Below are 23,515 nucleotides of genomic sequence, written 5' to 3' on the forward strand. Positions count from 1 at the left end.
CGCGGCGCGCTCGGCCTCACCGGCCGCTCCGCGCGCCTGCCCCGCGAGCCGCCCGAGCTGCTGCGACACGGCCGACTTCGCCCGGTCCGCCTCCCGCCGCCGCTCCCCGAGCTCCTCGACGAGGGCGGCACACCGGGTGCGCCGCTCCCCCGCCGCCTCCTGCTGCGCGGCCAACTCCTCGCAGCGTACGGCCAGTTCCTCGAGCTCCGCCGCGGCCTCGTCCACCGAGGCCTGCACCTCGAGCAGACTCGGCGCCCCCGCCGAACCGCCCTGTGCGAAGTGCGCACCGAGCACGTCGCCCTCGGCCGTCACCGCGGTCAACTCGGGGTGCGCGTAGACCAGATCCTCGGCGTCCTCGAGCGTGCCGACCACGACCACGCCGCGCAGCAGCCGGCGCACGGCCGGCATCAGGTCATCGGGCGCCCGCACCAGCGAGGCAGCGGACCGTGGATCGTCACCTGCGGACCCTTGCAGCGGCTCCGGTTCGGGAGCTCCCGCGAGCAGCAGCGCCGAGCGGCCCGCATCCTGTTTGCGCAGCAGCCGGATCGCCTCCGCCGCGGTGGCCGGGTTCTGTACGGTGACCGCGTCGGCGGCGACTCCGAGTGCGGCGGCCACCGGAATCTCGTATCCCGGTGACACGTCGAGGAGTTCGGAGGCGGGGCCGAGCAGTCCGGCGAGGCGGTCCTTCGCGGCGAGCAGCGCTCCGGTGCCGTCCTTGCGCCGCAGCCCGAGGGCCAGCGCCTCGTGCCGCGCGGCGGTCGCCGCCCGCCGGCGTTCCGCGGCGGTCGCCGCCTCCCGCGCCTCGGTGAGGGCCGACTCGGCCTCGGCGAGCCGGGCACGGGCCGCCTCGTGCTGCTCCCCGAGATCGCCGTCCGAGGCGTCGAGCCCCTCGACCTCCGCCTGCAGCTGCTCGTACTCCTCCTGGGCTGCGGCCGCACGCTCCGCGGACTCGTCACGGGCGGCCGCCAGGCGGTCGATCTCGGCCTGTGCGGAAGCCGCCCGGCCGCGGGCCGCATTGACCTGACCGCCGAGCCGGGCCAGCCCCTCGCGCCGATCGGCGATCGCCCGTGCCACGTCCTTGAGCCGCCGCTCCTCGTGCGCCAACTCCCGTTCCAGATCGGCCCGGTGGGCGACGGTGTCCTCCAGGGCCCGCTCGGCCGCCTCGAGGGCCGCCTCCAGCTCCGCCTCCTGCTCGCGGATCCGGGCGGCCTCCCGCTCCAGGTCCTCCGGGTCACGACCACGCCGCTCGTCGGCCGGTGCGGCGGTGGCGCTCTTCACCCGGGCGTCGGCGAGGCTGACGGTGCCGCGCACCCGCTCGGCGAGCTGCGACAGCTCGTAGAAGGTCTGCTGCGCCTGCTGCAGACGCGGAGTGAGCCTGCGCACCTCGCCCTCGAGCTCCGCCTCGCGGCCGAGCGCCGCCTTGAGCTCCGCCTCCGCGCCCTCCTTGCGCCGCTTCAGCTCGGCCTCGTCGGCGACCTCGGTACGCAGCGCCTCCTTGAGCCGCACCAGATCGTCGGCGAGCAGCCGCAGCCGTGCGTCGCGCAGATCCGCCTGGATCACCGCCGCGCGCCGCGCCACCGCGGCCTGCCGGCCCAACGGCTTGAGCTGGCGCCGCAGTTCGTCGGTGAGGTCCTGCACCCGGGCGAGGTTCGCCCCCATCGCGTCCAGCTTCCGCAGCGCCTTCTCCTTGCGCTTGCGGTGCTTGAGTACGCCGGCGGCCTCCTCGATGAAGGCCCGCCGCCCGGTCGGATCGGCGTGCAGCACGGAGTCCAGCTGGCCCTGACCGACGATGACGTGCATCTCACGGCCGATGCCGGAGTCGGAGAGCAGCTCCTGGATGTCGAGCAGCCGGCAGGTGTCGCCGTTGATCTGGTACTCGCTGCCGCCGTTGCGGAACATGATCCGCGTGATGGTGACCTCGGCGTACTCGATGGGCAGCACGCCGTCGGAGTTGTCGATGGTGAGCGAGACCTCGGCGCGGCCGAGCGGCGGGCGCCCGGTCGTGCCGGCGAAGATGACGTCCTCCATCTTGCCGCCGCGCAGCGACTTGGCGCCCTGCTCGCCCATGACCCAGGACAGCGCGTCCACGACGTTGGACTTGCCGGAACCGTTGGGCCCGACGACACAGGTGATGCCCGGTTCGAACCGCAGCGTCGTCGCCGAGGCGAAGGATTTGAACCCGCGCAGGGTCATGGCCTTGAGATGCACGCCCCCGGACTCTACTGCCTCGATGGCCGCGAGCGTGGGGGCGCCGGTGCTCCCGTACCCGCCCCGAGTCGCCCAAGTGCCGTCGCCTCGGGTCGTACGGAAGGCGCCCGGCCACCCAACTCCCGGTTTCGCCAGGGAAGATGGAGGGCACATCAGACGTAGACAACGGGCGTTCGGGAGGGCCGAGACCAGGGCAGCAGCGGCACAAAAGAAAAGGGACGCCGAAGCGTCCCTTGCAGATCTTCGATTCAGATCTTGATCGAGCGGCTGAGGTGGGCGGCCCGACCGTCGCCTTGTGGGCTCGGGTCAGGTGAGCGCAGGCTCCGCCTGGGGTACGTCGATGCTCTCCAGGAGCGAGTCGCCGGTGTGCGATGCGGCAGCAGTAGCCAGCGCGTCGTTCTCCGCCTGGATCCGTACGAGCTCGGACTCCAGGTCCTGGACGCGCTGCTGCAGCCGTCGCATCTCGGCGAGGAGTCGCGGGTCGGAACCGCCGACGTAACCGAGAAGCGCCTTTGCCATGATGGATGGTCCTCCACAATGAGTGACCGACCGAAGCGGTGTGGGTCGTGAGGGAAGCACCCGCGTTGAATGGCACTGCTTGTTGTGACTGCCGTTCCCACATGCCAAACAGCTAGGGTGCGCGGGGACTCTCAGCGTCTCACCAAAAAGTTTGACGGTCAACACGATCACGCCCCGTACCGGTGGGCGGTCCGGCGGCCCACGGCGGCAATATCTCCGGCGGGCCTGACATCGGAGCCCCGGGGCGTAGAGATCATGGCGCTGTCGGCAGCCTTGCACGGGGAGCCGTTCTTGGCAACCACCAGGGCGTTTCCACTCGGCACACCTGCCCTGGGCACATGCCCGAGGCCCTCCGCGCGAGGCCGGGCTCCGGGCGTCAGCGGATGGTGAAGGTGTCGTAGATGCCGCGCGGTGTGTCCCAGATCTCGGTGACGCCGTCGACGCGGCCGGGTGTGTCGCCCCGCTCGAGCCAGTCCAGGAGCTGCTGACAGCCGGCCCGGGTCCCCTCGGCGACCACTTGCACCCGCCCGTCGGCCAGATTGAGAGCAAAGCCACTGAGACCGCCGATCTCCAGCGCCTTTGCCCTGGTGAACCAGCGAAAACCCACACCCTGCACCACACCGCGCACCCAGGCGACCAGTCGTACTTCCTCGTTCATGTGGGAAAGCTAACCGGCCAATTGCTCTCGGGGCACTTCTCCCCCACCCGTCTTCGCGTACAGTCGCGACGAATGCGGCTCACTCGTTCGAGTGAGCAACCCTGGGATTCAGTTTTACGTCGAGGACGAGAAGGGCCACGAGATGGGACGCCACCGACGCAGCGATGCCGGTCCCGCCGGTGCGGGAGACCGTCCGGCGCCCCGGTCGAACGCATCCGCAAAGGGTGCGCACCGCCACCGCAAGCGCGGCCCGGCCCCGGTCAGGACCGGCCTGCTCGGCGTCTCGGCGGCCGCGGCGCTCGGCGCGGTGGCGGTCGCATCGGGTCTGGTGCCCGGCACCCCCAACTACTCGCTCGGCGGCGGCGACGCGGACAAGGTGCAGACCGCCGACGGTCCCTCCGACCTGGCGACCCAGGGCGGGTCCGGGCCCTCCGAGCGGAGCGAGCCACCGGCGAGCCGGGACTCCGACCGCCCGTCTCCGGCCTCCTCCTCTCCTTCCTCGCCGAAGCCTTCGAAGACGTCCGAGGAACCTTCGCGCACTCCCGCACAGAAGCCGTCCGAGAAGCCCTCGGCCGACAAGGCGGAGAAGCCGAAGGAACAGAGCCCGCGCAGCAGCAGCCCGGCACCCCGGCAGACGGAACGGCAGAACGAGAACGCCGCTCCGCAGGGCGACGGCCAGAGCAGCCAGGAGGCGCAGGTGCTCGCCCTGGTCAACCAGGAGCGGGCCAAGGCCGGCTGCAGCCCGGTCCGGCAGGACGGCGATCTCGCCGCGCTCGCCGCCGACTTCAGCAAGGACATGGCCGCCCGCGGCTTCTTCGACCACACCGACCCGGACGGCGACACCCCCTGGGACCGCGCCAAGGACGCCGGCATCAGCAACCTCGGCGGCGAGAACATCGCCCGCGGCCAGGCCAACGCCCAGTCCGTCATGGACTCCTGGATGAACAGCCCGGGCCACCGCGCGAACATCCTCAACTGCGACTACAAGACCCTCGGCGTCGGCACCCACATGGCCTCCGGCGGCCCTTGGTGGACCCAGGACTTCGGCTTCTGAGATTCCCGCAGGTCAGCGACCTATAGGGGCATCTGGGCCGCGTCGGGGCCGTCATTCGTATCCCCAGGATCACCGAAGACCGCATCCACCGCGGCCCTGGTCCTGGTCTCACTGGACGGCATCAGGTGCGTGTACGTGCGCAGCGTGAACCCCGGATCGTGGTGCCCCAGGTACTCACTCAGCGCTTTGATGCTCTCCCCCGCGTCGAGGAGTACGGACGCGTAGAAGTGACGTAGCGCGTGCATGCCGTTCTCTCGCCCCGTGGGCACCCCGGCAGCGACGAGGGCGGGGCGCCATTGACGATCGTTGAAGCGGTTCCGGTTGAGTGGCAGGCCTTCAGGGCTCCGGAAGATCAGCGTGGCCGTAATCGGGGGACCGTCCAAGGTCTTCCAGGGCAGCGTCACCTCAGCGGCCGGGAAACGAGTCAGGTGGCCAGCCAAAGCGAACCCGATGGACTGCGGCAGCGGTACGTCCCTCTCCTTGCCGCCCTTCGGTGGCGCGAACACCGGCCGGTTCCTCAGCAGTTTCACCTGCCGGACGACGTGGACAACGCCGCCAAGGAAGTCCACATCTTCGACAGCCAGGCCGAAGACCTCCCCTTGCCTCAGCCCACACCCCGCCGCCGGATCGGCAAGAGCCCTGTACCGATCGGGCAGCGCGTTCTGAACCGCCCTCACTCGTTCCGTAGTCCAGGGCTTGACCTTGCGCGGGTCGAGCCGCGGCGGCTTGACGGAGCGGGAACTGCACGGATTGGCCCGGATAACCCGGTCTTCCACGGCCGAGGTGAACACGGTCGACACGTGGGCGAAGATCCCCCGTCGATAGGCCGCGGAAAGTCCACGGTCCTCCAGCGTTCGCATCCAAAGGCGCAGGTGCGACGGATTAAAGGAGCCCATTGGCCGCATGCCAATATGCGGGATCGCGTGCAGCCGCAATCTCATCTCGACGGATTCGCGCGTTGCGGGGTCGGTCATCTGCGTGCGCATCCACGCGGTCGCGTACTGCTCGAAGGTGACCTTGCCTGACTCCGGAGCGATGTAGTCGCCACGGGACATGTCGGCTTCGATGTTGCTCAACCACGTCTCGGCTCTGCGCTTCTGCTTGTCTGGGAAGCTCTTGGATTTCTCGGTGCCATCCGGTCCGACGTAGCGAGCGCGGTAGCGCAGCCCAATGCCAAAGCGCTCGGTCTTGGCCTTTACGGGCTTGCCGTCGGGGCCGGGCTCGACCTTGTACCAACGGTCTTGGATGTGTCCGGCCATCAGGCAGCCTCTTCCATGAGTTGGGCGACCCAGACTCGGACGTCTTCGGGGTCGTAGCGGAGATGCCGACCGACGCGGAATCCGCGCGGCCCCGTGCGCTTGCGCCGCCACTGATAGACGGTCTCGACAGGGACTCCGAGAAGATCGGCGAGGTCGATCGGCGTCAGGTAGCGGTCGGGGAGGAGACGCTTCATATCCACTCCCCCGGGTCCCTCGCTGCCAGATCGGCGAGTGCTTCACGCGCGGTGTCGCGGTTGAGTCGAAGATCCCGAGCGATCGTCGCGGCGAGGGCGGATTCACCCGGGGTGTGGCCGTGTCCGGCGTACTGCCAGTCGGCGAGGACCAAGACGGTGTCCGGTTCGCGGTCGTCGAGGTCGAGGGCGGCGCGTTCTTGTGCGGCGCGATAGTCGGCGCGGGTCTGGCGGAGATCGCCGAGGGTGGTCGAGTACCGGCGGGACTTCGAGCTGAAGTGGCCGCGGAAGCCGAGCATGTGAGCCCAAGCCCACAGACGGCGGTCCGGATAGAGCGGGTCGAGGACCTTGCACGCTTCAATGAGGCGGCGGGTGTGGTCGGGCACGTGATGGCGGTCGAGCTCGGACAGTTCTCCGATGCGACGGTCCAGGGTGCCGGTGCTCTCCGCCGCCTTGGTGGCGTACTTGGCGACGTAGGACGCCACGGCCTGTTCGGTGATGTCGGAGCCGTCCCCGAAGGCCTTCACCGGGCGGATGTCGAGCTGTCGGCCCCAGCGAAACGGCCGGCACGGCTCATCCCCCACAGCCGGGGCCGTGACGGTGGTGTACGAGTGGGTGACCGCAGCACGGATCGCATCGGTAAGCATGTTGGTCGTGGCCCAGGGCGGAGGGGGATTTTCGGGGCCGTCGGGACCATCGATGCGGATCACCGCATGAAAGTGGATCGCTCCGCGCTTCTGGAACTCAGCGACTTTGCCGTATGACAGCCGGGCGGTTTCCTTCAGCTCCCGTTGCGTGATCCCAGCACGCTGGGCGATCTCTCGCCGGAGCCGGTTCGCGAAGCGGTGCCACAAGTCCCCGGCATGGTTGTTGAAGAGGACGGCACCGGCGTAGTCATACGTGGCCGGGTCGAGGGCGGTCCCGAGCACTGAATCGTTCTCAGGGTGCCGGGTACCGCATCGGCAGACGCCCGCCTCCGGGCGGTTGTGAACCGGACCGAACGACGGAGCGGTGAGGGTGGCGAAGACCCGCGGATGTTCGCGCACCGTGGCGGGGATGTCGCGGCGGTCGTCTCCGGCAAGCCCCGCACGGATCAGGTGGTACGTGTCCCCCGCGTACGTCCAGGCGCAGGATGGGCAACGAGAGGCACGCCGGTTCCCACATGCCACCCGCAGCCGTCCACCCGGCTCCCCCTCAGTCGAGTAGCGATGCAGAGTCTCGCCGGTGGTCTTGTCCTTGGTGACCGTCCAACCGGTCAGGTGGATGGGGTCGGAGCAGCCGCCGGTGCGGCCGATCTGTTCGCGCCAGCGGTCGAAGTCAGGGTCATTGGCGACACGCAGGAGGTCGGCGAAGGTGATCGGGTCGGTGCCGATAGCGGAAGCCTGAGGGGCGACCGCGTCTGGAGAAACTGGGAAGACAGTCACGCGTCACCCCGCGCGTAGCCGTGCCCGACGGGCGGGTATGCACCATGGAGCCGGGCCGAATCCTCCGCGAACAGGGCGTCGTCCACTGTCCGATAGAACGCGTCACGGGGTTCGTCTTCGTGACCGATCAGATAAGCGCCGATCCGATCGCTCAACTGCTTGTCCAGAGCCCAGGGGTTGTCGGCGTCGCGGTAGCTCATGCGCCCACCGCCCGGAGGCGCGTCACCGGAGCGGAACCGTAGGGTTCGGCGCTCATGACGAGGTGATCGAGACTGGACAGGTAGCCCCCGGTCAGCGGGGCCGGACCCAACCGACGCAAGTGCAGCACCGGGGCGAGTGAGGGAATCAGGCCGTCGACCGGAGTGGAGACCAACAGGTCGTCATCGGCCCGCAGCACATCCGACATCAAGCCCGCGTGCGTAGCGATCTCCACGCCCGGCAGCTCAGCCAGGGCCCCGAGCGTGTCAGCGATCTGTCCGGCCCGACCGGTTGCCTGCTCCGGGATCACGATGCGGACCCGGACGCCAGCAGCCGCCTTGTCGGCGATCAACTCGGGTAAGTCCCCGACCACATGGGCGACGAAGACCAGGTTCGCCAGCACGAGATCGAGCGACACCGTGGCACCGGCGAGAACGTGGCGCCATACGTCCATGGGGACCGTGGCCCGCGTGGCATAGGCGGCAACGACCTCATCCTGAGGAACCGGCACCGAACGCCGACGCTCCCCCATCGCAGGCCACAGGTGAAAGGCATCCGCCCCCAGCAGCTTCGCGGCAGCCTCAGCGTGCCGGGCGTGCGGGGTGCGGTTCTTGGAGATCCACCGCTCCACGCTCTTCGGATCGATACCGACCCGCTCAGCCAGTGCATCGATGGTGACGTTCGCGGCGATCATCGCGCCACGCAGCCGCTCATTGCCCGAGCGGACCGAGTCCAGGCTGGTGATCGTCATGCCGCCACCGCCTCAACCGGAGCGGACAGCTCAACGCCGGTCGCCCAGTCGAACGGGGCTGCCGACGGGCACGCCTCAGAACCCCAGAGCGTGCGGTGCATCAGCACCCCGACACCAGCCCTGTTGATCCAAGCCCAACCGGACACCACGGCCCCGCACGCCATGCACGGCGAGGACACGACCACCGCATCCTCGGTACGCGAGAGCGGAGCCGACAGACGATCGATACGCGTAGCAGGCATGATGGAAGCTCCCTTGTCTGAGGGGTGGGAGCGGCGGACTACTTGGCGGTGGGTCGCCGCTCCCGTATGTGGTTTGTCTGCCTGAGATGCGGGCGCCGTCGGCGACTTCACATCATCTGGTGCGCACCAGATTGCGACTGGTGCGCACCAGATGTCAAGGCCCTCTCAGTGATGGGCGCTCAACTCGGCTTCCTGGAACGCCTCTAGACAACCGCGCACGCCAGCGGGCCGGTAGCCAACAGAGGTTCACAGCAAGCCAGTTAGGGTTTGGGTTAACCCCTGACGACCTGCACCGTTGTGATGCATGCTGCTGTTACGGCTGATGACTCACCTGCAGGGCGGTGCACGTGACGAACGGACTCCGGGCGGCGAGGAACGCGCGCCAGTGGTCACAAGAACGGTTGATCCGCGAGATCGAGCGGCACGCGCGCGAACACCTGATGACCGTTGCCTCCACGGCCAGCCTTCGCGTGTACGTGTCGGAGTGGGAGAACGGCAAACGCCCGATCAGCGAGCGATACGCCAAGATCCTCCGCGCGCTTCTGGGCATCACCGACGACGAATTGCACGGCCGGAAGGCCAGTCCTCCACCGCAGGAGGCCGACGGGTACGACGCCTTGGTGAGCCGCATAGACGCAGCTCAGAACGTCAGCCTCACCATGGTCAAGACTTTCATGGACCAGACCGAGCTACTGCGGACCGTCGACCGGCAGATGGGCGCGGCCAGCCTTGTCGACCAGATGACGGGGCATCTCTCCACCCTCGAAGACGCCCTCACGTTCGCCGTGCTCCCCGAAACGAGACGGCCGGTCGCGCAGGCACTTGCTGGCGCGGCGACGCTCGCGGCCTGGCAAGCACTCGATGCCGGCGCGGTGGAACGGGCTTGGCGCCATTACGAGTTGGGGAAGCGTGCCGCCAAGGAAGCCGATGCGCCCATGTACCTTGCGCATGCCACCGCCGAGCAGGCGTACGTTCTCTGCGATGCAGGAAGACCGGCCGTAGCCGTCCAGTTGATAAGAGATGCCCAGAGTGTCGGCAGGGCAGCGCTCTCTCCCCGACTTCGCGCATGGCTGTACGCCGCAGAAGCGGAGATCTGCGCCAAGGCCGGGTTGCCCGACGACTGCAGGCGAGCGCTTGATCAGGCAATGCGGTGCCTGCCCTCGGGCGAAGAGGCGCGAGACCCGGACATGCTGAGCATCTTCCTGAACGAAGGCCACCTGACCCGGTGGCGGGGCAACGTGCTCTCGCTGCTCGGTGACGACGATGCCGTCGGCAGCCTGTACGTCGCACTCGACGCCGTGGATCCCACATTCATCCGCGCAACAGCGGGGCTCCGGTGCGACCTTGCCCAAGCCCACCTTGCCCGCGGCGAGTACGACCAAGCCGCCGACCATCTTCAACAGGCGCGGCTGATCGCAAGCCGCACCGGTTCAGTCCGCCACCGGCGCCGGATCGAACAACTCACTCAACGGCTGTAGCAGTGCGGCCATCACTGCGGGACGCCAAGACGTGCAAGAGCCCGACGAGGGTTCCAGATCCCACAAGCTCCCCGCGCTCCATCAGGCCCGGAACGTCGGACAGCGGCACCCACGCCACGTGTCCCGCTTCTTCGAGGTCTGTCGGTTCGCCGATCAACTTGGCGCCACGGCCAACGTAGATCTCATGCGGTGAGTCGACCATGCCGACCATGGGCTGATACGTGGTCACGTGCTTGAGGCCGTCAGGCCGCCAGCCGGTTTCCTCTTCGACTTCCCGAGCGGCAGCGTCGGCGGGGTCTTCGCCCTCGTCCACGATCCCGCCCGGCAGCTCCCAGCCGAAGGAGTCGGGCACGAAGCGGTAGCGCCAGAGCATCAAAACCCGGTCCTGGTCATCCAGGACCGCGGCGATCGATACGTGATGCAGCCGCACTACGTGATGCTCGAAGCGCTTCACGCCGGGGGGCTCAACGTCGACCAGTCCGAGCGTGACCCACTTGTTGTCGTAGATCGTGCGCTCACCGTGGAGCTTCCAGGGAGCTACTTCGGCCGGCGTCTCTACCGAGGCAGTACGTCCAGGCACTCGGTACGAACTCCGCCCGTGAACCTCCACGATGCCCTCAACGGCGAGACGTCCTAGCACCACGCGGAGTTGGGTCCGGCCGATGTCGAGCTCTTCGATCAGCTTGCGCTCAGACGGAAGCTTGGACCCTGGCGGATACTGGCCCGTCGAGATCCATTCGCGAATCGTGCGGTCGACCCGCGCCGACTTCGTCTCCATCCGCTGAGCACTCCCCATCGTCATCGTCTGGCCCGCACCAGCGTAGCGGCGGAGCCTGACACTCGACAGAGTCGATCTCCGCAGAGCCATGCGGACAGAGTTTCTCTACTTCATCAAGACCCCCGCGCACGGCGCGGGGGCGCGCCGCCTTGCGGCGCGGCCCGCCTCCATGTCTTCGCCACCGGCAGGCCGCGCCCGTCGACGCGCCAGCGTGCTCGGGGAGAGGGAAGAACAAATACCCGCGTGGCTGGGGCGGTCGGCTCCACGGCTTTAGGCAGCCACTTTGGGGCGAGCCTCGAAGATCATGGCCCCGACGTCGAGCTACAACGGGCAGGTCCACAAGACTGCCCGACGCGCAGCCAGCTTAAGGGGCCATGATCACTCACCCCAAAGCAGCTCCAGCCCAAACCCGCTCCACCGACCTTCGCCGTACGTGCACCGACGACACGGATAGTGTCCGGGCACGTTGGGAACGTCTGCGGCTAGCCTGTCCCCAGATCTGATCGCATCGCATCCCGAAGGCCCTTGATGGCGACAATTAGTCGGCCCAACTCCGAATCTATTTGGGTCCCTGGGGCGTGTTCCTGGATCTTGTCTCGTACGTCCCGAAGTCTCCGTAGTGCATTGTCGGAAGGCTCCACGATCCGTTGGGATGCGGTGATTGCCATCTGGTAACGAAGCTCGTAGGCGCCACCTTCTCGATACAGCTCACCAGCTCGATGAGCGAGTTCATCGGGAGTGAGGTTCGACTGGCGGACAAGATCCTTGAGTTGATTACGTGTTCGCGTGAGCGCCACCAGATAATCGCCGTAGAGCTGACGTTTCAGTTCCTGTTGTCGAGTCAGCTCGTCCCGCTTCCAGCGTGCACGATCGGCGAGCATCGTTGAGCCAACGCCTACGACTGCACCAAGCCCGGTGCCTATGAGCGTCCCGATATCCACGGCCGCACCCTAGATCAACCGCACTCACTCCACCATGGGGCATTCGGCACGGCACATCGTCGACTCTCAGCGACTGATCGACACACTATTGGGCCGTCCTCGGGCCGTCGAAGGGGACCCAACGACGACCAACGCTGACAACCGCCGACAGCTAAGCGGCAGGTCGCAGCGTTGATCGATTACAGGGCGGCAGGTGAGGGACCCGGCCCGTCACTTCTTCGGCTTCTGACCGGTCAGGGCCGATCAGCGTGCGGCGCGCGCGGCGGTCGTCAGCGGGTGGTCGGTCGTGGTGCGCGCTGACAGCGGGGGCAGAAGTAGCTGGAGCGGTTCATCCACGGGCGGCGGCGCATCGGGGTGCCGCAGCGGCGGCAGGGCTCGTCCTCGCGGCCGTAGGCGTCGAGGGATCGCTCGAAGTAGCCGGACTCGCCGTTCACATTGACGTAGAGGCTGTCGAAGCTGGTGCCGCCGACGGCGAGCGCCGCGTTCATCACCTCCCGTACATGGCCGAGGAGTTCGGCGGTACGGGGACGGGTGAAGGTGCCCGTGGGGCGGTCGTAGTGCAGCCGGGAGCGCCAGAGTGCCTCGTCGGCGTAGATGTTGCCCACGCCGCTGATCAGTGACTGGTCGAGCAGGGCCCGTTTGATGGTGGTGCGGCGGGCGCGCAGGGCCGTGTGGAAGGCGGCGTCGTCGAAGAGCGGGTCCAGCGGGTCGCGCGCGATGTGGGCGATCACGTCGGGCAGGCCGTCCGGGGTGTTCTCGTGCAGCGACAGTCCGCCGAAGGTGCGCTGGTCGACGAAGCGAAGCTCGGTGCCGTCGGCGTCGGCAAAGGTGACCCGTACCCGCAGATGCTTCTCATCGGGTACGTCCGGCGCCTGCACCAGGAGCTGCCCGCTCATGCCGAGATGCGCGAGCACGGAGTACGGAGCGTCGGCGAGCGGCAGCCAGAGGTACTTGCCGCGCCGGCGGGCCACCCCGATGCGGTGACCGGTGAGCCGGGCCGCGAAGTCTGCGCCGCCCGCGGCGTGCCGGCGTACCGCCCGCGGATGCAGCACCTGCACGCCGGCGACGACACGGCCGCCGGCCCAGCGTTCGAGACCCCGGCGGACGACCTCGACCTCGGGCAGCTCGGGCACGTTTCTCCTCGTGGAAGTCGAAATCGAAGTCGAAGTCGGTGGCGACGGCGACGGTGATGGCGCGGCGGACGGGGTGGCGGCAGAGCACGATCGCCCGCCCCGTACCCGGGACGGGCGATCGTGTACGCGGACCAGGTCAGGCCGTGGCCGCGTCGGGGGCGGTGTCGGCGGCCGTCCCCTCCTCGGCACCGACGGCTTCAGCCGCCTTGGCCCTTTCGTCCGCCGCGGCGCGGATCTCGCGCCAGGCGGACTCCGCGGCCTGCTGTTCCGCTTCCTTCTTGCTGCGGCCGGTGCCGGTGCCGTACGAGACGCCTCCGACGCGGGCAGCAGCGGTGAAGGTCTTCTCGTGGTCCGGTCCGGTCTCGGAGACCAGGTACTCCGGCACACCGAGGCCCTCGGTCGCGGTGAGCTCCTGGAGGCTGGTCTTCCAGTCGAGACCGGCACCCAGGTTGGACGACTCCTCGATCAGCGGGTCGAAGAGCCGGTGCACGAGCTCCGACGCCGCGCCGAGCCCCTGGTCGAGATAGACCGCACCGATCACCGCTTCCAGGGTGTCGGCGAGGATGGAGGCCTTGTCCCGGCCGCCCGTTCCCTCTTCGCCCCGGCCGAGCCGGATGAAGGCACCGAGGTCGAGTCCACGACCCACCTCGGCGAGCGCACGCGAATTGACCACCGCGGCCCGCAACTTGGCGAGCTGGCCTTCGGGAAGGTCGGGGTGGGTGCGGTACAGCGTGTCCGTGACCACCAGGCCGAGCACGGAGTCCCCGAGGAACTCCAGACGCTCGTTGGTGGGCAGGCCGCCGTTCTCGTACGCGTACGAACGGTGGGTCAGTGCACGCACCAGAAGGGCGGACTCGAGGTGGTACCCGAGCCGCCCTTCCAGAAGCGTGTGGGACGAGGCCGTGTTCTCCGCCTGCTTCTTGGCGTGGTCCGCCTTGGCGTCAGCCGCCTTCTTGGGACTGGACACAGTGCCTCTCACCAGCCGCTCAGACCTCGAGGACCTGGCGCTTGTTGTAGGTGCCGCAAGCGGGGCACGCGATGTGCTGCTGCTTGGGCTCCTGGCAGCGCTCGCACGCCACCAGGGTGGGGACCGCAGCCTTCCACTGCGACCGGCGGTGGCGCGTGTTGCTGCGCGACATCTTCCGCTTCGGAACAGCCACGGCTACTTCTCCTGCTTCTCGGCGGCGCTTGCGGAATCAGGCGCTTCGCCGCTCATCTCGTCCTTCTCACTGTCCTGGAGCGAATCAGCGAGTCCCTGCAGTGCCGCCCAACGGATGTCGACGGCGTCGTGGTGGTGGTCCGGGTCGTCGGCGAGCCGCGCTCCACAGGTGGAGCACAGGCCCGGACAGTCTTCCCGGCACACCGGCTGCATCGGCAGTGCGAGCACCACCGCATCGCGCAGCACCGGCTCGAGGTCGAAAAGTCCGTCCTCGAGGGGGGTGATGTCCTCGTCCTCGTCGTCGGCCGAGTCGTCGTCGGAGCGCGCCTGCTTGCTGCGGCCCCGGTCGTCGGCGTCCGGGTACGAGTACATCTCCTGGAAGTCCGCTTCGACCTCACGCTCGAGCGGCTCCAGACACCTTACGCACTCCCCCGTGACCCGCGCACGAGCGGTGCCTGTGACGAGCACCCCTTCCATGACCGACTCGAGCCGGAGGTCGAGCTCGACGGGCTCGCCCTCCGGTACGCCGATCACGCCCTGCAGACCGAGGTCCTTGGGGGCGTCGACCGTGCGGGTCACCCGCTGCAGCGCACCCGGACGCCTCCCCAGCTCGTGTGTGTCGAACACGAGGGGGTTGCGGTGGTCGAGGCGCGTGCTCAGGGGTCTTCCTGCTTCCGGTCGTCGAAGTCGGGGGCTTCGGTGGCTTGGGGGCGGCCGGTCCGCATCGGAGGCGGGCAGCCGTGATCGCGGACATAGCGCGACCGAAGAGCCAGGATACTTGACCGGCCGCCGTCGGCCCAATCCGGTGACGGGAACCCTCTCCCGGCGGCCGCGCTGGCCGAGTCCGAGGACCCGATCCGCTGCATCAACTCCCGATGGCGTGTGCTCAGCGGCCCTGTTCGTACTCGCGGAGCTGGTCGACGCTGATCATGCTCGTGTCGAACAGGCTGGTCTCGTCGAGCGCGGACCCCTCGGCGGACTGGCCCGCCTGCCCGCCGGTGCCGTCCTGGCCCTGCGGTGCCGGATAGCCGGTCCGGTCGTAGCCCTGCTGGTACCCGTAGGGGTCCTGCTGGTATCCGTACGCGGCGGTCCCCGCATAGCCCTGCGGCTGTGGTGCGGCGTACTGCTGCTGCGGGTCGCCGTAGGGCAGGCCCTGGCCGTCGTAGGCCTGCTGCTGGTCCTGACCCGGGTACGGCTGCTGCGGGTAGCCGTACGGATCCTGCTGGTACTGGTCCTGCGCGTACGGGTCCTGCTGGTACGTGCCCTGCTGATACGTGTACGGGTCGGCCTGCGCGGCGTATCCGGACTGGCTCGGGATGCCCTGCGGGGCCGTGGGTGCCGGGACCGGCGGGGACTGGATGCCGGGGTCCTCCGGGGCCGGTGGAGTTTCCGCCGGGCGGCCGGGCTCGGCGAGGTCCGCCAGGTAGTCGGAGTCGCTGTCTAGCGCCGGGGCTCCGCCGGCATCCATGGCTCCGAGGTCGTCGGTGGCGACCCGGCCGTGCAGCTTCTGCCGGCCGCGGCCGACCGCCTGCAGGGTCTTCGACAGGACCGCCTCGAAGGCGCCGAGCTTGGCGTCCACGTATTCGTCCGCGCGCCTGCGCAGCGTCTCGGGGTCCTGGCTGCGCTCCGGGGCCTCGGTGAAGTCGGGGTCCTCGTAGCCCTGCTCGTCCAGGCCCTGGCCGGTGCCGAGGAGTTTCTCGCGGCCGCGGCCGACCGAGCCGAGAGTCTTGGTGAGGACGACCTCGAAGTTGGCGAGCTTGGAGTCGACGTATTCGTCGGCCTCCGCGCGGACCTCCTCGGCCTCCTGCCTGGCCTGGCCGAGGATGCGCTCGGCCTCGTCCTGGGAGCGGCGGGCGACGGCGGTGTCGGCGATGAGCGAACCGCGCTCGGCGCGGGCGCCCTCGATGATCCGGTCGGCCTCCTGACGGGCCTGCTCGACGAGTTGCTCGCTGCCGCCGATGACCTCCTGGGCCTGGGCGAGCGAGCCGGGCAGGGCCTGGGCCACTTCCTCGAGCATGGCGAGCAGCTCGGCGCGGTTGACCACGCACGAGGCCGACATCGGCATCGAACGGGCGCCCTGCACCGACTCGACGATCTCGTCCAGCTTCTTCTGCACGTCCACCGTGTGCTCGCCACTCTCTGTGCCTGGTTGGGAGACGGACATGCCGACTGTACGGCCAGCAGGCGCCCGTCCGACAGCGGATGACGGATCGTCAGCCGGACCGCGTGAGGGCGGAGGTCCGGCCAACGGTCTCAGCCGCCCTGCGGGAGCCGTTCCGTGAGTGCCGCGAGGACCTGCTCGGGCACCAGGTGGGAGACGTCGCCGCCCCAGGCGGCGACCTCCTTGACGAGGGAGGAGGAGAGGAAGCTGTAGGTGGGGTTGGTGGGGACGAAGAGGGTCTCCACTCCCGAGAGGCCGTTGTTCATCTGGGCCATCTGCAGCTCGTAGTCGAAGTCGCTGACGGCGCGCAGGCCCTTGACGATGGCCGGGATGTCGCGCTGCTTGCAGAAGTCGACGAGGAGGCCGTGGAACGCCTCCACCTCCACATTCCCGAAATCGGCCGTCACGCGGCGGATCAGCTCGATCCGCTCGTCGACCTCGAAGAGGCCCTTCTTCGACTTGTTGATCATCACGGCGACATGCACCACGTCGTACAGCTTGGAGGCGCGGGCGATGATGTCGAGATGGCCATTGGTGATGGGGTCGAACGACCCCGGACAGACGGCGCGGCGCAACGTGAGTCCCTCGCTCTCCGGTCCGGTCATGGTGCGGTCTTCCTGGCTGGTCCGTCGGGCAGTCCGGTGCGACCGTCCTGCGGCCCGGTGGACTCCTCGGCGTCTTCGCACGTCGAGGCGGCGCGACCGTACCAAAACGTGCCTTCGCCGTAGCGCCGGGACCTGAGCCCCGCGAAGCCGTCCGGCCAGCCGAATTCGCCGCCTCTGGTGCTGCGTTCAACGGTGACGAGCACTTCGTCCGCGAGCCAGCCCTGAGTACGGAGTGTGAGCAGTATCTCCCGAAGATCGTCATCGGTGACGGCGTACGGAGGGTCCAGGAACACCAGGTCGTACGGGACTTCGGGAGCGGGCCCCGCGAGCATCTGCTCGGCCTTGGCGGCCCTCACCTCCGCACCGGCGAGACCGAGTGACCGTGCGTTCTCCCGGATGATGCGGGCCGCGCGAGGGTCGGCCTCGACCAGGAGGGCGTGGACCGCGCCGCGCGAGAGCGCCTCGAGGCCGACCGCGCCGGAGCCGCCGTACAGGTCGAGCACGCGCTCGCCGTCGAGGGCGCCGCCGAGCAGGGACTGCCAGGTGGAGAACAGGCCCTCGCGGGCACGGTCGGAGGTGGGCCGGGTGCCCGTGCCCGGTGGCACCGTGAGGCGGCGGCCCTTGGCCGTACCGGCGATCACGCGGGTCATGTCTGGGCCGCTCCTTCGGGTGGGGTGGCGGGGGCGGGGTCGTGCGGGAGATGAGGTCTTCATCCACGTGCGCGAGCTGAGGTTTCCATTATTCGCCCAGGACAGGACGCCGGGCGCACCGGGAGCCGATGCCGCGGGCNTTCCATTATTCGCCCAGGACAGGACGCCGGGCGCACCGGGAGCCGATGCCGCGGGCCCGGCCGGGCGAAGTGCCGCGGGCCCGGCCGGGCGAGGTGCGGCGGGCACCTGCGGGGCGGAGGGCGGCGGGCACCTGCGCGGCGGAGGGGCTATCCCTTCTCCAGGTATTCCTCCCGCTCCTGGTCGAGCAGGGAGTCGAGGGCCGTGCGCAGCTGGGGCAGCGAGGCCAGCTCCGGGTCCGCGGCGACCACCGCGACCGCCTCCTCGCGGGCTTCCGCGATGACGTCCTCGTCCTCGATGACGGCGAGCACCCGCAGCGAGGAGCGGACACCGGACTGCGCCTGGCCGAGCACATCGCCCTCGCGACGCTGCTCCAGGTCGATCCGGGAGAGCTCGAAGCCGTCGAGGGTGGCGGCGACCGCGCCCAGACGGGCCCGCGCAGGGCTGGCCTCCGGCATCTCGCTGACCAGCAGGCACAGGCCCGGTGCCGAGCCGCGGCCGACTCGGCCGCGGAGCTGGTGCAGCTGGGAGACGCCGAAGCGGTCGGCGTCCATGATCACCATCGCGGTGGCGTTCGGGACGTTCACCCCCACCTCGATGACCGTCGTCGCGACCAGGACGTCGACGTCGCCCGCGGCGAAGCGGCGCATCACGTCGTCCTTGGCGTCGGGCGCCATCCGGCCGTGCAGGACCTCGACCCGCAGCCCGGCGAGCGGCCCCGCGGCGAGCTGCTCGGCCACCTCGAGGACGGCCAGCGGAGGGCGCTTCTCCGCGTCGTCCGCCGCCTGTGCCCCCGCCGATTTCGCGGACTTCTTCGCCTTCGCCGTGGCCTTCTCGTCGTCCTCGTCGCCGATCCGCGGGCATACGACATAGGCCTGGTGGCCGCCGCTCACCTCCTCGCGGACCCGCTCCCAGGCCCGGTCGAGGAAGTGCGGCTTGTCCGCGGCGGGCACCACATGGGTGGCGATCGGCGACCGGCCGGCGGGCAGCTGGTCGAGGACCGAGGTCTCCAGGTCGCCGAATACGGTCATCGCCACCGTGCGCGGGATCGGGGTGGCCGTCATGACGAGGAGATGCGGCGGCTGCTTGCCCTTGGAGCGCAGGGCGTCGCGCTGCTCCACCCCGAAGCGGTGCTGCTCGTCCACGACGACCAGACCGAGGTCGTGGAACCGGACCTTGTCCTCGATCAGCGCATGCGTACCGATCACGATCCCCGCCTCGCCCGTGACCAGGTCGAGCAGGGCCTGCCGACGGGCCGCGGCGCCCATCGAGCCGGTGAGCAGCACCACCTTGGTGCCGTGCTCGCTGCCGCCGAGCATCCCGGACTCGGCGAGCTCGCCCATCATCTCGACGATCGACCGGTGGTGCTGCTGGGCGAGGACCTCGGTGGGGGCCAGCATGGCCGCCTGGCCGCCGGCGTCGACCACCGCGAGCATCGCGCGCAGGGCGACCATCGTGTTGTGCGTCGCCGTGAAGTTGTCCGTGACGTAGGTGTGGTCGGGGTGGTCGATGCTGATGCATTGGACCGGCTTGCGGCCGACGTGCTCAACACGTCTGATCGCCCGCCGGAAGGTGCGGTACTCGGTGCGTTCCACCAGGAGGGCCGCCTTGCGCCGCAAGCGGAAAGGTGCGTACTCCCGGGGCAGTTCGACCGAGACGTCGAAGGCCTTCTTCTTCGGCCGCACGCGAGCCCTGCCTCCGAGGGAACGCACCAGCCAGGCCACGTCATCGGCGAGCAGGCGCGATGCTGAGCAGAACGAGATGCTGGAGCCGTTCTTGTCGATGGTGCCGTCGGTGTCCATCAGGCCCTGCAGAACGGCGAGCCGATCCTTGATCGAGGTCGTCTTGTATCCCTCGGGAACGAACTTCGTGTGAGAGGTCAGCCCCCAGAGGCCGAGCTCACGGAGTGCGTCGATCACCGGGTTCCGCCTGACGCCGCCGGTCCGGCCGGGGAGCCCGACGAGGTGGTCGCACCCCGAACCCTGCTTGGGCACGACCACGCACTCCTCGGGCAGGGCGATACGGACCGCGTCAAGAAGTTCTATGTCGATCGTCGAGAAGGCGAGATCGTGGCGGAACGAACCTCCACCGAGCAGTGCACCGAGCAGATAAGGGTCCAGCGGAGCGTCTGCCGCTCGATGAAGATCTACCGGTGTCACTTCCGGCAGGTACCACTTCGACGAGCCGTCTCGTTCGTGAAGATCTGCGCGGATCTCACGCGTGGTGAGAACTTTCGGTGCGTCTCCGCGGTGCCATGAGGAGCTCGTGGCGGCCAGCCAAAGGTGCTCGTCGTCGCACTCGACCGTGGTGTCGTCGGAGAGGATCAGTCGCCAGACATCCCGCTCGCCCTGCGGGAAGACTCCGTCGACGAGCGCGATCTCGCCGGACGGTGTGACCACCTCGTCACCCACCTGAATCTGCCCCATGTCCTGATAACCGGCGGGGGTCAACACCTGCGCATCCAGCGGCTGTGCTTTCCCGGAGCCCACCTCGCCCTGCAGGAGGCGGTGCATCGGGTGCTCGGTGGCGAGGTCGCCGAAGATCTCGGCGCTCACCTTCTGCTGGCCTTCGGTGAGGGTGAACGGCAGCCGGGCGTCGAAGGCGGTGAGGATGCCGTCGGCGGCGGGTCGGCGTGCCACCGCGGGCAGTTGGGTGTCCGCGTACCGACGGCGGGCCAGGGCGACCTGGAGGACGAAGGCCTCGTCCCACTTCAGACGGTCCCGGGCGGCGGCGATGTCCGCCTTGGTGCGGGGGCGGTGGATCTTCTCCAGGGCTTCGGGGAGCGGCAGCAGCCCCCGCCCCTCCCGCAGTGACTCGGGCAGTGGGTCCTGTGCCTCGGCCGCGCTCGGCAGGACCGCGTCGACCGCCTTCGCGATCTTCCAGGACTCCAGCTTGGCCGTCGCCGGATAGATCGGGATCAGGGCGCCCGCCCAGGCGTCCACCGCCTCCGGGTCGCCGCCACGGAGCAGTTCGTACGCGGGGTGGGTCAACTGCAGTCTGCGATTGAACGTGGACACCTTGCCCGCGAACATCGCGCGGGTGCCGGGGAGCAGGTCCTTGTGCGGCTTGTGGATGCCGCGGCCGAAGAAGACGAGCTGCAACTGACCGCTGCCGTCGGTGATGACGACTTCCAGGCGCTGGCCACGCCCGCCGTTGAACCCGAGGATCCGGGCGGACGCCACCTGGGCGACGACGGTCACATGCTCGTCAAGCGGCAGGTCGGAGAGCTGGGTGAGCTCGCCGCGCTCCGCGTACCGCCGGGGGTAGTGGTGGAGCAGGTCGCCGACCGTGTGCAGGTCGAGGTGCTCGGCCATCACCTTTGCGGTGGCGGGGCCGATCACTTTCTTCAGGGATTCTTCGAGCTCGGGCACGTGGTCCATTGCACACCACGGCACCGACAACCCGCTCGAGCCTGTGGAAAACCCTCCGGGACGCGCCGGGATGCGCTGCCTCGGGCGGCCGTTCGACCCCTGTTCGACCCCGATCCCTATTCGACCCCGATGAGCAGCGGTGCCGCGTGCCGGCCGCCTCCGTACACGACGGTGTCCACAGCGAGATACGACGTACGCACCCGAGCCTCGAGGCCGTCCGCAACGGACTGCGGCACGTCCGGGCCGAGCACCAGGGTGACCAGCTCACCGCCGGCCGCGAGCATCCGGTCGAGCACCGAGCCGGCGGTCTGTGCGAGGTCCTGCCCGATCACCGCGACGTCGCCGTCGATCAGGCCGAGCACATCGCCGGCCTGGCAGATGCCGGCCGTGGTCCACGACTGCCGTTCGGCGACGGCGAGTTCGGCGTAGCGGGTGGCGCCGGCCGCCGAGGTCATCGCGACCACGTCCTCGTCGAACCGCCGCTCCGGCTCGTGCACGGCGAGCGCGGCCAGGCCCTGCACCGCCGACCGCGTCGGGATCAGTGCGACCCGTACGCCCTCGGTGCGGGCCTCCTCCGCGGCGGCCGCCGCGGTGTGCCGCAGCTCGGCGTCGTTCGGCAACAGCACGACCTCGCGCGCGTGGGCACGGCGTACCGCGTCGACCAGTTCACCACTGGCGGGCGGTTCACCGGGCCGCGCCAGGACGGTGGTGGCGCCGGCCTCCGCGTAAAGCGCCACGAGCCCCTCGCCCGGGACGACCGCCACCACCGCGCGGGCGGCACGCTCCCGCACCGGGGCGCCGGCACCTGCACTGTGCGCGTCGCCCGCCCCGAAGTGCGTGATCCGGATGCGGTACGGACGTCCGGCCTCCACGCCCGCCTCGACGGCCGCGCCCGCGTCGTCGACGTGCACATGGACGTTCCACAGGCCGTCACCGCCGACCACCACCAGGGAGTCGCCGAGCGCGTCGAGGCGCCCGCGCAGCCGGGCCACCGCGGCGTCCTGCGCCTCGAGGAGATAGATGACCTCGAAGGCGGGGCCGGCGTCCGCCGTCCCGCTCACACCCGATGCCGATGCCGCCGACGCGTCCGGCGGCGGGCACTCCTCCACGCGCGCGTGGAGCTCGATCTCCCGCTCCTCGCGCGCGTGGAGCTCGTCCTCGGGCTCCGGCGCGGCAGGGGCGTCACCGGCGGGCTCGGCAGCGCCGGCCTGCCCCCGCTGCGTCCGGCGTCGCGTCGTACCGGAGACCGCATGGCCCGAAACCGCCTCGGCGAGCGCTCCGAGCACGGCGACCAGGCCGCGTCCTCCCGCGTCCACGACGCCGGCCAGCTTCAGCACCGGCAGCTGCCCGGGAGTGGCCCGCAGCGCCTCGCGAGCGCCGTCGTACGCGCCTCGCGCCACATCCGCCGCCCCCGCCGAGGCGTGCTGCCGCGCCGCCCGGGCAGCGGCGGTCGCCACCGTGAGTACGGTGCCCTCCACCGGATGTGCGACCGCCTCGTACGCGGACTCGGCGGCCCGGGTCAGCGCCGCGGCAAGCAGCTCACCGGGGGCGACCTGCGGCGCCTGAGTGCCGTCCGGAGCTTCCACCGCCAACACTTCGGACATCCCCCGCAGCAACTGCGCGAGGATCGTCCCGGAGTTCCCCCGGGCTCCGATCAGCGCACCGTGGGCCATCGCCCGCATCACCTCCGCGCGCGACGGCACCGCAGACGCCTGCCCGTCGGCTCCCTCGGAGGGCCCGCAGGTGTCCTGAAGATCGCGGCCGCCGCCCGGGACCTCGCCTCCCTCGACCTCGTACGAGGTTCCTCCCTCGACCTCGTACGCCGCGAAGACCGCCTCGACGGCCCGGGATGCGGACTCGACGGTCAGGTAGAGGTTCGTGCCGGTGTCCGAGTCGGCCACGGGATAGACGTTGATCGCGTCGATCTCCTCGCGGGCCCGGCCGAGCGCCTCGAGAGCGAGACCGCACCAGGCGCGCACGGTCCGGGCGCCGAGGTCCCCCGGCATCGCGACCCCGCCGACGGCCCGCCCCTCGTCCTGCGGCACTGTGCCTCCTCGCTACCTGCGGTAGCACCGCACCCTAGTACCCGACAGGATCGGCGGAGCACCCGGCCGGAGCGGCTCCGGTGCTGGTCCGGTGCCCCGGGCCCCGGCGGGTGCCGAGGTGCGCACATGGTAGTTTCGCGGTACCGAAGCAGTCGTTGTATGCTGCTCTGGTTGCCCGATATCAATCGGGTTTTTTCCTTCCTGGCACCGCCACTCAGATCCTTGATCCTGATCCCGGCATGCCGGGTTAACCGTAAGTGCATCTTGCATCTGAAGTCTTTGGAGTGACCCGTGGCTGCCAACTGCGACGTCTGCGGCAAGGGGCCGGGCTTCGGCAACAACATCTCGCACTCGCACCGCCGTACGCCGCGTCGCTGGAACCCGAACATCCAGCGCGTGCGTGCCGTGGTCGGCGGGACGCCGAAGCGGCTCAACGCCTGCACCTCGTGCATCAAGGCCGGCAAGGTCTCGCGCTGACGCCTACGCAAAGCGCGGCCACCTGACCGGTTGCCTGAGAAGGCCGGTCCACCCCCTGGGTGGACCGGCCTTCTT

General features: G+C 69.5%; 21 protein-coding genes and 1 pseudogene. 3 read left to right on the plus strand and 19 right to left on the minus strand.

What is annotated here, in order from left to right:
• From smc to DY218_RS01145, 3 genes are all read right to left on the minus strand, one after another.
• Nucleotides 1–2,208, minus strand: a 2,208-nt coding sequence (gene smc / locus DY218_RS01135) for a chromosome segregation protein SMC (protein ID WP_128553963.1), incomplete at its 3' end; no start/stop codon positions are given.
• A 306-nt stretch (nt 2,209–2,514) separates the two neighbouring features.
• Nucleotides 2,515–2,727 carry a hypothetical protein gene (locus tag DY218_RS01140; protein ID WP_128553964.1) on the minus strand — a complete coding sequence of 71 codons (213 nt, stop codon included), beginning with the start codon at nt 2,725–2,727 and terminating at the stop codon, nt 2,515–2,517.
• A 376-nt stretch (nt 2,728–3,103) separates the two neighbouring features.
• Nucleotides 3,104–3,385 carry an acylphosphatase gene (locus tag DY218_RS01145; protein ID WP_128553965.1) on the minus strand — a complete coding sequence of 94 codons (282 nt, stop codon included), beginning with the start codon at nt 3,383–3,385 and terminating at the stop codon, nt 3,104–3,106.
• A 142-nt stretch (nt 3,386–3,527) separates the two neighbouring features.
• Between DY218_RS01145 and DY218_RS01150 the strand changes: the two genes are divergently transcribed.
• Nucleotides 3,528–4,439, plus strand: a complete 912-nt coding sequence (locus DY218_RS01150; protein ID WP_128553966.1) for a CAP domain-containing protein — start codon at nt 3,528–3,530, stop codon at nt 4,437–4,439.
• Nucleotides 4,440–4,459: 20 nt separating this feature from the next.
• Here DY218_RS01150 and DY218_RS01155 read toward each other — a convergent pair whose 3' ends face one another.
• Genes DY218_RS01155 through DY218_RS01175 form a run of 5 tightly spaced genes read right to left on the minus strand, consistent with a single transcriptional unit; the run spans nt 4,460 to nt 8,262 of the window.
• On the minus strand, nt 4,460–5,698 hold the full coding sequence (locus DY218_RS01155; protein ID WP_128553967.1) for a tyrosine-type recombinase/integrase: 1,239 nt from the start codon (nt 5,696–5,698) through the stop codon (nt 4,460–4,462).
• Nucleotides 5,698–5,892: a helix-turn-helix transcriptional regulator gene (locus tag DY218_RS01160; protein ID WP_128553968.1), complete on the minus strand. Its 195-nt coding sequence runs from the start codon at nt 5,890–5,892 to the stop codon at nt 5,698–5,700. The genes DY218_RS01155 and DY218_RS01160 overlap by 1 nt, the downstream gene beginning before the upstream one ends.
• Entirely contained in the window at nt 5,889–7,313 is a 1,425-nt protein-coding gene (repSA, locus tag DY218_RS01165; RefSeq protein WP_407703532.1) for a replication initiator protein RepSA, read from the minus strand. The genes DY218_RS01160 and repSA overlap by 4 nt, the downstream gene beginning before the upstream one ends.
• Entirely contained in the window at nt 7,310–7,513 is a 204-nt protein-coding gene (locus DY218_RS01170) for a hypothetical protein (RefSeq protein ID WP_128553969.1), read from the minus strand. The genes repSA and DY218_RS01170 overlap by 4 nt, the downstream gene beginning before the upstream one ends.
• Nucleotides 7,510–8,262 carry a helix-turn-helix domain-containing protein gene (locus tag DY218_RS01175; protein WP_128553970.1) on the minus strand — a complete coding sequence of 251 codons (753 nt, stop codon included), beginning with the start codon at nt 8,260–8,262 and terminating at the stop codon, nt 7,510–7,512. The genes DY218_RS01170 and DY218_RS01175 overlap by 4 nt, the downstream gene beginning before the upstream one ends.
• Before the next feature lie 589 nt (nt 8,263–8,851).
• On the opposite strand from DY218_RS01175, the gene DY218_RS01180 reads away from it, so the two are divergent.
• Nucleotides 8,852–9,982: a helix-turn-helix domain-containing protein gene (locus tag DY218_RS01180; protein ID WP_128553971.1), complete on the plus strand. Its 1,131-nt coding sequence runs from the start codon at nt 8,852–8,854 to the stop codon at nt 9,980–9,982.
• Here the strand turns inward: DY218_RS01180 and DY218_RS01185 are convergent.
• The 11 genes and pseudogenes from DY218_RS01185 to DY218_RS01235 all read right to left on the minus strand — a co-directional run bounded on the left by DY218_RS01185 (nt 9,966) and on the right by DY218_RS01235 (nt 22,924).
• Nucleotides 9,966–10,760, minus strand: coding sequence for an NUDIX domain-containing protein (locus DY218_RS01185; protein ID WP_128553972.1), 795 nt, complete (start codon nt 10,758–10,760; stop codon nt 9,966–9,968). The genes DY218_RS01180 and DY218_RS01185 overlap by 17 nt on opposite strands.
• Nucleotides 10,761–11,242: 482 nt before the next feature.
• Entirely contained in the window at nt 11,243–11,701 is a 459-nt protein-coding gene (locus DY218_RS01190; protein ID WP_128553973.1) for a hypothetical protein, read from the minus strand.
• 269 nt (nt 11,702–11,970) lie between these two features.
• Nucleotides 11,971–12,834, minus strand: coding sequence for a bifunctional DNA-formamidopyrimidine glycosylase/DNA-(apurinic or apyrimidinic site) lyase (gene mutM / locus DY218_RS01195; RefSeq protein WP_128553974.1), 864 nt, complete (start codon nt 12,832–12,834; stop codon nt 11,971–11,973).
• Between the two features lie 136 nt (nt 12,835–12,970).
• The gene (gene rnc, locus DY218_RS01200; RefSeq protein WP_199566578.1) at nt 12,971–13,813 is read right to left on the minus strand and encodes a ribonuclease III; all 843 of its coding nucleotides are present in this window, start codon (nt 13,811–13,813) and stop codon (nt 12,971–12,973) included.
• A 7-nt stretch (nt 13,814–13,820) separates the two neighbouring features.
• Nucleotides 13,821–13,994 (minus strand): 50S ribosomal protein L32, encoded by a 174-nt coding sequence (gene rpmF, locus DY218_RS01205; RefSeq protein ID WP_128553976.1) that lies wholly within the window; start codon nt 13,992–13,994, stop codon nt 13,821–13,823.
• A gap of 2 nt (nt 13,995–13,996) precedes the next feature.
• Nucleotides 13,997–14,653 carry a YceD family protein gene (locus tag DY218_RS01210; protein ID WP_128553981.1) on the minus strand — a complete coding sequence of 219 codons (657 nt, stop codon included), beginning with the start codon at nt 14,651–14,653 and terminating at the stop codon, nt 13,997–13,999.
• 226 nt (nt 14,654–14,879) lie between these two features.
• Nucleotides 14,880–16,115 carry an ATP synthase subunit B family protein gene (locus tag DY218_RS01215; protein ID WP_128553982.1) on the minus strand — a complete coding sequence of 412 codons (1,236 nt, stop codon included), beginning with the start codon at nt 16,113–16,115 and terminating at the stop codon, nt 14,880–14,882.
• 131 nt (nt 16,116–16,246) lie between these two features.
• Nucleotides 16,247–16,729, minus strand: coding sequence for a pantetheine-phosphate adenylyltransferase (gene coaD, locus DY218_RS01220; RefSeq protein WP_199566580.1), 483 nt, complete (start codon nt 16,727–16,729; stop codon nt 16,247–16,249).
• A gap of 98 nt (nt 16,730–16,827) precedes the next feature.
• Nucleotides 16,828–17,409: pseudogene (gene rsmD / locus DY218_RS01225) on the minus strand (16S rRNA (guanine(966)-N(2))-methyltransferase RsmD); the annotation flags it as partial.
• Between the two features lie 287 nt (nt 17,410–17,696).
• The gene (locus DY218_RS01230; RefSeq protein ID WP_128553979.1) at nt 17,697–20,927 is read right to left on the minus strand and encodes a helicase-related protein; all 3,231 of its coding nucleotides are present in this window, start codon (nt 20,925–20,927) and stop codon (nt 17,697–17,699) included.
• A gap of 107 nt (nt 20,928–21,034) precedes the next feature.
• Complete coding sequence (locus DY218_RS01235) at nt 21,035–22,924, minus strand: DAK2 domain-containing protein (RefSeq protein ID WP_128553983.1); 1,890 nt, start codon at nt 22,922–22,924, stop codon at nt 21,035–21,037.
• 330 nt (nt 22,925–23,254) lie between these two features.
• On the opposite strand from DY218_RS01235, the gene rpmB reads away from it, so the two are divergent.
• On the plus strand, nt 23,255–23,440 hold the full coding sequence (gene rpmB, locus DY218_RS01240; RefSeq protein ID WP_030195073.1) for a 50S ribosomal protein L28: 186 nt from the start codon (nt 23,255–23,257) through the stop codon (nt 23,438–23,440).
• Nucleotides 23,441–23,515 lie beyond the last annotated feature (75 nt).

Source organism: Streptomyces triticagri (genome assembly GCF_003429565.1).
GTDB lineage: Bacteria > Actinomycetota > Actinomycetes > Streptomycetales > Streptomycetaceae > Streptomyces > Streptomyces triticagri.